Origin of the sequence: Methylobacterium sp. Leaf469 (assembly GCF_001424745.1) — a bacterium.
Taxonomy (GTDB): Bacteria; Pseudomonadota; Alphaproteobacteria; order Rhizobiales; family Beijerinckiaceae; genus Methylobacterium.
The window spans coordinates 1-7,711 of sequence record NZ_LMRE01000030.1 but is presented as its reverse complement, the minus strand read 5'-3'; the positions used below and the strand labels follow the sequence as shown (position 1 = coordinate 7,711).

The following is a 7,711-nucleotide window of genomic DNA, read 5'->3' as shown; positions in this document are numbered from 1 at the left end:
ACCCTCGCCTCCGCACAAGCCTTCCTCTACGCCGCCGCCATCATGATCCTCGTCCGAAGGCTGGGCCGAGCGTCATGACTTATCGGACGGACTCTAAGTGATCTTATCGAACCAGCCCTGACAAGACGGACACATGTCTTTATCAACAGATATATCTCTATCACCTTTTATGTATGCTTTTTGTTCTGTATGGCAACAGTAAAAACTGCCTGGCTTACTGCGATCCAGATACCCGGCGGATTTAGGATTCCAACCTGCTGCTTCACCAGCAGACCGGATTTCGCCGTCCGGAACATGGCCGTATCCTTCAACCGGATTCGTTCCGCTGATGTATTTCTGACCCGATCCCCCAGTCGCAATCGTCTTTCCAGCGAGGCCTAACGGGTCTACCCAAAAAGTCGGATTCTTGACGTATCCTGCACTGCGTACGCCACCCACAAGTCCGGTTGGGTCACTGACAATGTACTGGTGGGACAACGCATCATAATATCGAAAACGATTATAGCTGAGCCCCGTCTCAAAATCCTCCCATCGCCCCTGAAATCGGATCGGGCAGAGCTGCGCAGCTTCGATCGCCTCGGGATCGTCCTTCAGCGCCAAGGCACCGAACGTCCGGCCACCGCCACCGCCACCGCGTCCGCCCGGAGGAATGGTGCCGCCCCATTGCGTGGCATTGTCGTTGTCCGCCTGCGTCAGCCACAGCCGGCGCACCGCGCCCCAGGTCCGGTACTCCGCCGCCCAGACCAGATTGCCCGCCTCCCCGAACACCTCCCGCGGCGTGCCGAGATGATCGGTCACGATGTAGTGCAGGCTGCCCTCAGGGGTCTCCTTCGCCACCGGCACGAACCCACCCGGCTCGTCGTGCCAGCGCGTGGCGTCGTCCCAGTCGATGCCGCCGTCGAGCCGCAGCGGCGCCTCCTCCGCCACCACGTCCCCGTCCCAGAGGTAGGCTACGGCAGGCGTTGTAGGCGACGCGCAGGTGGCCGCACGCGTCGCAGCCCTCGACATGCCCGCCGAGGCTGGCCGTGCGGCACTGCTCGATCGCCGCCATCACCTTCCGCGTAGCCAGGTCCAGGTGCCCGGCCCCATCGGCGCGATAGGCGGGACCGGCGGCGCGGAAGACGTCGGCCAGTTCGATCGCGGCGCGCATCGCCTCAAGCCGGTACCGGGCCGTCCGTATGGAACAGGGCGAGCCTGTCGAGTGGGCTCGTCACGGCCCGCACCGTCCGGGTGGCGACCTTGGCGTAGAGCGCCGTCGTGTCGAGCCGGGCGTGTCCCAGCAGCACCTGGATGACGCGGATATCGACGCCGTCCTCCAGGAGGTGGGTGGCGAAGGAATGGCGAAGGGTATGGGGACCGACACGCTTGGGGATCCCGGCCGACCGGGCCGCCTCCACCACGATGCGGTGAAGCTGGCGCGTGCTGATCGGGCGGGCCCAGTCCTGTCCGGGAAACAGCCAACCCTCGCGATGCAGGACGCCCTGGCGGTGTCCCTCGGTCCACCAGCGCCGCAGGAGACCCAGAAGATCGGCGGACAGCATCGCGTTGCGGTCGCGGCCGCCTTTGCCACGCTCGACCCGCAGGAGCATGCGCGTCGAGTCGACATCGCCGACCTTGAGCGCCGCGACTTCGGCCACGCGCAATCCCGCGCCATAGGCCACCGAGAGGGCCGCCAGATGCTTGAGGCAGACCATGGCGCCGAGCAGCCGCCCCACCTCCTCGGGGCTCAGGACGTCGGGCAGCGGGCGCGGATGGTTGAGGCGGACCAGGCTGCGAGCGAGATCGGGCCGGTCGATCGTATGGACGAAGAAGAACCGCAGGGCCGAGACGATGGCATTCATCGTCGGCACCCCGAGGCCGACCTCCTGCTGCGCGATCTGGAAACGGCGCAGGTCGTCAACGGTCGCCGTGTCGGGCGAGCGCCACAGGAACGTCGCCAGACGCCCGACATCGCGGAGGTAGTTGCGCTGCGTCTCAGGGGAGAACCGACGCAAGGTCATGTCGTCGGTCAGGCGCTGAAGCAGCGAGCCGACGGCAGCGGCGGGAACGGCAAGGATGGTCATCGGATGGCTCCACTCGGATGAAGGGAGCCACGATCGTCCGCCCAGGCCGGGCGACGCTCAATCAGCGCAGGGCGCTCGTCTCAATCCGAAAACCTCGAAGCTGCCACCCATCCCGCGCAAGCGGGTTCGTTCAGCCACTTATAGCGGACCTTCAGCGTCTTAAACCGGGGAAGCTGATCTCTGGACGTGCAGCACGCTCCACCGCCGCCCTTCTGATTTGATCAGCATCACATGTATCTCGTTCCGATTTCGGAGTGTTACGCGAGCAATACCACCGCTCCTGAAAGTTCCAATCTTCGAGACATTGAAAATCTCTAGGAATGGGTGAGCCTACGGGGATACCTCTGACCGTGCACAGCTCCCCGACTACACTTCCATCTGTGAATCTAGGAGTGCACTCGTTCACGCCATTGCTGTAGCGAGCGCACGAAAGATGTAGTACAGCCTTGTCTACCTCCTTACACTGAGTACCTTTAGGGCTGCACTTGCCGTCGGTATGCTGCTGGCATATTATAGGTTCCTGCACCCCCTTGCGTGAGCATGTAGAACAACCATCGGTCCAACTAAGACAGAAGTTGTTATCCCATGCTGGGGCAGAACTAAAACGGGAACCATCGATCAATGGGTCCACACGCTCGCTTTCCGGAGGTAGTGGCCTTTGATCTGAACCAGTGCCACCTATCGCGGCGCCGGGAAAAGGTTGCCCTTGTGCTGTTCCGTAAAACGATGGCGCCATCAGAATCACGGCGAGAGCATGAGCTATCGCTCGACCGCTCAGACGCCACAGCATCTCATTCTCCCTTGTCGCAAGCCTGAGCAAGCCTAATAGGCGGAGGTTAATGCTGGCAGGCGTACAACGCCAGGATGTCCGCTCCCCACCCAACCCGGTCGTAGACCAGGCGGTGGCATTCAAACGCTGTAGACCTTACAACTCGACACCGATCACTCTCGAACGACAGCTCGCAACAAGGGGCCAGGACCGTACTGTAACAGCTGTTCGGTAGGCTTTCCGCTCTGGGCCACGCCGGTTAGATTGCCAACTTCCTGCTCCATTGGGCGAGCAGAACGGGAGCCTCGCCCTTTGGGACACGTCTGGGACGGCATCACCCAAAGCGGCACGGTGAGTGAGGGCAGCTCTACCCTTCGTTTCCAGCTTGCTGACGCTTCAAAGGCCTACGACTGGCATACGGTGATGGGGATCCTTCGCGAGCATCCTGGTCTGATCAACTCCACCCGCCCGGGCGGATCGTCTTTGTTTGCCCCTCTCCACCACGCGGCACATGGGAATGCGCCCGCGGCTATTTGCGAAGAGCTCATCCGCCTCGGAGCCTGGCGCATGCTGCAGAATGCCCGCGGCGAACGGCCGGTCGATGTCGCTGAGCGATGCGGGCACGTGAGGGCGGTCGCCGCGCTGCGCCCGGCTCTGCGGCGGAGGGTTCCTGCCGGCGTGCTTACGACGATCCAGGCGTGTTTCCATGACGTGATCCGCGGGCGTGCGGCCGATCTTGTTGACCGCGCTCGCCTTAGGCTGCCAGAGCTTGCGCCCCTGCTGGAAATGCCGCCCGGGGAAGAGCCGACTTGGTTCGCCGTGCCCGGCATGTACGGCGGCTTCGCCTACGAACTTTACTCGGATGGCGTCGAATCGGTGCTAATCTCAACGAGTTGGTCTCGCGTCGTTGGCGGTTCGGGGCAGAAACACGAGATCATGTCGAGTGGCAGCCGATTGGTCGAGCAAGGCTTCGTGTAAGTAGCGAGCCTTGGCCGATCCCGTGCTGGCGGGCCACCGAAGACGTAGACACTGCGGCCCCGTTCGTACCCGATCATGTCCGACTCAGTAGGTCTGACGTCATGATGGAAACGCCTCGGATAATAGGCTGAAGATGGACCTTGCCACATTTCGTTTCCGGTCGACCGTGCGGCGGATCGCACTGGTCCTGGCGGCCGCAGCTCTGGGATATCGGATCGCCACAGTGATCGCCGCCTTGCAGGCTGGCGATCCCTCACTGCTGCTGGCGTTTCCGTTCGGTGCCATTCTGCCGGCGGTCCTGCTGGTCGTTCTCGTCGCGCTGCCGCCGACGCGAACGCGGGAAGGCCTGCTGATGCGGGCCGGCGCAATGATCCAATTATGGCTTATCATTCTGCTGCCGACGGTCGCCCTCTACCTGGCTCTTGGGTTTCCTGTCGTGTTCCTGGTCGTCGAACTCTTTGAGACCCGCCTGCCTTCGCAGATCCGCGATCCCCTAACGCGTCTGGTCGTCGCATGATCGCGCTCGACCTGCCGCTGCCACTCTTGTGGGCGCTGCGATGGGCCCTGTTCCTCGGACCGCTTACGGTCGTGATGCTGCTCGGCTGGCGTACGCGGCAGGACCAACGCATGCTCGTCGGAGCGCTGTTTGCGCTCCTCTATGGCCTTGGCGTCATTTTCGCCACGCACATGGTCGCCATCCAGTTCGGGTGGTGGCGCTATGGCGGCGACGTGCTGATGCTGCAGGGGTTGCCCGTCGACATCTGGTTCGGCGGTGCTCTGCTCTTCGGTCCGGTGCTGTATCTCGCTTTCCCGACCGTCGCACCGCTGTGGCTCGTGCTGCCGATCATCATCGGCCTGCACGGCACCGTCTTTTCGTCCTTGAAGCCTCTGGTGATGGCAGGACCGGGCTGGATGGGCGGGGTCGTTCTCGTCTTTGCCGTTGCCCATTTGCCAGCCCTTTCGCTCGCCCGATGGACGGCGCAGGACGTGCACCTGCCGAGGCGGGCCGCTCTGCTGGCAGTCGGTTATGGCTGCCTCGCCTTCATCGTCATCCCCTCACTCATCCTGCATGGCACCGGCGGTCAGTGGGCCCTCGAGACGATCCCGCCGTGGCGGCTGATCCTCGGCATCTTGCTCGGCCTGCCGCTGATCGTCATGGGACTGTCCGCCGTGCAGATGTTCGCGATCCATGGCGCTGGCACCGCCATCCCGCTGGACCCGACCAAACGTCTCGTGGGATCCGGGATCTTCGCTTACCTCATCAACCCGATGCAGGCTTGTACCGCCGCGACCTGGATCGTCATGGGTGCCGTCCTGGGCAATCCGTGGGTGGCCTCAGCCGCGGTCATGGCGTGGGTGTTCGTCGTCGGCATGGTGCGATGGCACCACCGGAACGACCTGTTGCGGCGTTTCCCCGAAGGCTGGCCCGAGTATCGCGCGCATGTCCCTGAATGGCGGCCGCGCTGGCGACCGTGGTTTGCGCAGTCTGCGACCCTGATCCACGATCCGGCCTGCCCGCAACAGGCGCAGTTCGTTGCCTGGCTCACACGGCAGCGGGCGGTCTCACTCACGGTGCTGGCCGTGCCGCATGGAGGCCTTGGCTATCGGGAGCCGAACGAAGCCCGGACCTTCACCGGCACCGCCGCGCGCGCCAAGGCGCTGAGCCATGTCCACTTCGGCTGGGCGCTTGCCGGAGCCGCGGTCCTGCTTGTGACGCTGCCGCTGCAAACGCTGCAGCGTCCGGCCGTGTCGCGGCGGGAGGCGGCCGGTGCCTGACCTCCGCCATCCGCGTTCGCCCTTGCTCGGCATCCGCCATCTCTGGCGGATCCGTCGCGACCAGCTGCGCTTCTATGCCGAGATGCGCGAGAGCTACGGCGATACGGTCCGCCTCCGCCTCGGCCCCTACCGGTCGTGGCTACTGTTTCATCCCCGCGACATCGAAACCGTGCTGGTCGGTCGAGCCCCAGCCTTCATTCGTTTTCGCAAACTCACGCGCGTGATCGCCCAATGGAACGGCGATAGCCTGATCGTCGCCGAGGGGGCCCGATGGCGCGACCGACGGCGCAAAGTCCAGCCCGCGTTCCAGACCCGGCGCGTCAAGGAGTATGCCCGCACGGCGGCCGATCATGCGGGCCGGCTGTGCGCCCGGTTCGACGCCGCAATCACCGCAGGATCGCTCACGGTCGACACCGATGCGGTGATGGCGCGCCTAACCCTCGATATCGCCACAGGCACGCTGTTCGGCGCGGAGCCCCTGTCGAACGGCGATGCGGTCGAACAGGCGATCCAGATCCTGTCCGATACCGCCTTCCGTGAAACGACCGCGCCGATTGTGCTTCCCGACTGGCTGCCGCTGCCGGCCAAGGCGCGTAAGCGCCGGGCCATGGCGTTGATGGACGACGTCGTCACGAGCTTGGCGCAGGGTCGGATCGACCGACGGAGCGAGGATCAGGGTGACTTGCTTGCGATGCTGGTCGAGCAGCACGACGGCCAACTTAAACCCATCCGCGACGATGCGATGAGCCTGCTGATCGCCGGGCACGAGACATCCGGCGCGCTCCTCAGCTGGCTGTTCCTGGCCCTCGTCGAGCACCCGGCTTGGCGAAAACGGGCACTCGATGAGGTCTCGACCGCTCTGGCCGGGCGGCCGGCGGGAGCCGACGATCTCCCGCAACTCCCGATCCTGCGCGCGGTCATCGCCGAGGTCTTGCGGCTCTGGCCGCCGGCCTATTCGCTGTTCCTGCGACAGGCAACGGAAGAAGTCGTGCTCGGCGACGACGTCATTGCCCCTGGCGACCTCGTACAGATCGTGCCCTTCACCCTGCACCGCGATCCGCGGTGGTTCGCCGATCCGGATCGCTTCGATCCCGAGCGCTTCCTGCAAGCGCCGTCATGGCCGACCTACGCCTACCTGCCGTTCGGCTCCGGGCCGCGGATTTGTATCGGTCAGAACTTCGCCCTGGTCGAAGCCAGCGTGGTCGCGGCGACGATCCTCGGCCGCTGGGAACCCGTCGCGGTGCCCCATTCACCCCGTCCAGACCCTAAATTCTCGCTGCGGCCAGAGGGCGGATTACAGATGATCTGGCAACCGGTCTCGGTCAATCGAGCGTGAAGCGGTCGCGCAACGCCGGGTCAGGCACGAGACAGGTGTCGATGGTCCCGAACCAGCGATACCGATTGCGAGCGACGACATCGTACACGCTGTCTCGAATCGGCTTGGGCACGATCCGTAACAGCCTCAACCAGCGCCACGGCGGCTTCATGTGGCCGAGCAAGGCCAGGCCGGCGTCAGACCGTTTCAGCGCGACGCCCTCCGTGATGACGAGATAAGTCTTCTGAAGGTCCTGCGGCTCGAAGCCATAGCGCGCAGCTAGCGCCAGTCCGCTCGGCGACCACGCCCCGATAAAGTGCAGTCGGGTCTCGGCCTCGTGTCGCAGCAGGAAATGGACCCAGCGACTGCATAGGATGCAGCGCGTGTCGAAAATCACCGCTATTGGGGTAGAGCTGGAATTTCTCACACGCTGTCGATTCTGCTCGTTCTCTCCGCCGCCATCCGAGTCATGGAGGTCTGCCAGTTTAGCCTCACCGCGCTTCGTCTCTTGGGGTTCAGCATACGCCGAGGATCTGACAGGGTCTTCAATAGATCGGCGGGATCAGGAGGAACACAGGGCACTCTCGTCTGCCGGAGCGAAACCAATCTCGGCAACGCGATACCGAGCCATCACGTCAGCCGGATCCGAACCTTCGGGCATCGTACTGCGCAAGCCCAGTTTATTTAGCGTGTTATTCTCCTCTCGCGTGATTGACCTGACCGGTATTTTGGACCGAGCCAATTGGAAGGCTACTGCATGGTGGCGGCCATGGGTAGCCGGAAGGCCAGATCCGGGAGGGTGACAGGCGC

The 7,711-nt window shown here is 63.9% G+C and carries 7 protein-coding genes and 1 pseudogene; 4 read left to right on the top strand and 4 right to left on the bottom strand.

Annotated elements, in window-relative coordinates:
- Positions 1 to 93: 93 nt before the first annotated feature.
- The 3 genes and pseudogenes from ASG60_RS22120 to ASG60_RS14055 all read right to left on the bottom strand — a co-directional run bounded on the left by ASG60_RS22120 (position 94) and on the right by ASG60_RS14055 (position 2,063).
- Complete coding sequence (locus tag ASG60_RS22120; RefSeq protein ID WP_244476675.1) at positions 94 to 927, bottom strand: RHS repeat-associated core domain-containing protein; 834 nt, start codon at positions 925 to 927, stop codon at positions 94 to 96.
- Positions 928 to 949: 22 nt separating this feature from the next.
- Positions 950 to 1,150, bottom strand: a pseudogene (locus ASG60_RS22110) (transposase zinc-binding domain-containing protein); the annotation flags it as partial.
- Positions 1,151 to 1,154: 4 nt separating this feature from the next.
- A complete protein-coding gene (locus tag ASG60_RS14055; RefSeq protein ID WP_056386244.1) occupies positions 1,155 to 2,063 on the bottom strand; it encodes a tyrosine-type recombinase/integrase in 909 nt (302 codons plus the stop codon).
- A gap of 1,081 nt (positions 2,064 to 3,144) precedes the next feature.
- Between ASG60_RS14055 and ASG60_RS14050 the strand changes: the two genes are divergently transcribed.
- From ASG60_RS14050 to ASG60_RS14035, 4 genes are all read left to right on the top strand, one after another.
- The gene (locus ASG60_RS14050) at positions 3,145 to 3,810 is read left to right on the top strand and encodes an ankyrin repeat domain-containing protein (protein WP_056386242.1); all 666 of its coding nucleotides are present in this window, start codon (positions 3,145 to 3,147) and stop codon (positions 3,808 to 3,810) included.
- Between the two features lie 133 nt (positions 3,811 to 3,943).
- Positions 3,944 to 4,327 (top strand): hypothetical protein, encoded by a 384-nt coding sequence (locus ASG60_RS14045; protein ID WP_056386240.1) that lies wholly within the window; start codon positions 3,944 to 3,946, stop codon positions 4,325 to 4,327.
- Entirely contained in the window at positions 4,324 to 5,586 is a 1,263-nt protein-coding gene (locus tag ASG60_RS14040; protein WP_056386237.1) for a methyltransferase, read from the top strand. Before ASG60_RS14045 ends, ASG60_RS14040 begins: the two co-directional genes overlap by 4 nt.
- Positions 5,579 to 6,922 (top strand): cytochrome P450, encoded by a 1,344-nt coding sequence (locus ASG60_RS14035; RefSeq protein ID WP_056386236.1) that lies wholly within the window; start codon positions 5,579 to 5,581, stop codon positions 6,920 to 6,922. Before ASG60_RS14040 ends, ASG60_RS14035 begins: the two co-directional genes overlap by 8 nt.
- Here the strand turns inward: ASG60_RS14035 and ASG60_RS14030 are convergent.
- Complete coding sequence (locus ASG60_RS14030) at positions 6,909 to 7,298, bottom strand: DCC1-like thiol-disulfide oxidoreductase family protein (RefSeq protein WP_056386234.1); 390 nt, start codon at positions 7,296 to 7,298, stop codon at positions 6,909 to 6,911. The genes ASG60_RS14035 and ASG60_RS14030 overlap by 14 nt on opposite strands.
- Positions 7,299 to 7,711 lie beyond the last annotated feature (413 nt).

Bases quoted from the DNA above. Each gene is read 5' to 3' on its own strand.
- ASG60_RS14055 (WP_056386244.1), bottom strand. From the start codon at position 2,063: ATGACCATCCTTGCCGTTCCCGCCGCTGCCGTCGGCTCGCTGCTTCAG.
- ASG60_RS14045 (WP_056386240.1), top strand. From the start codon at position 3,944: ATGGACCTTGCCACATTTCGTTTCCGGTCGACCGTGCGGCGGATCGCA.
- ASG60_RS14040 (WP_056386237.1), top strand. From the start codon at position 4,324: ATGATCGCGCTCGACCTGCCGCTGCCACTCTTGTGGGCGCTGCGATGG.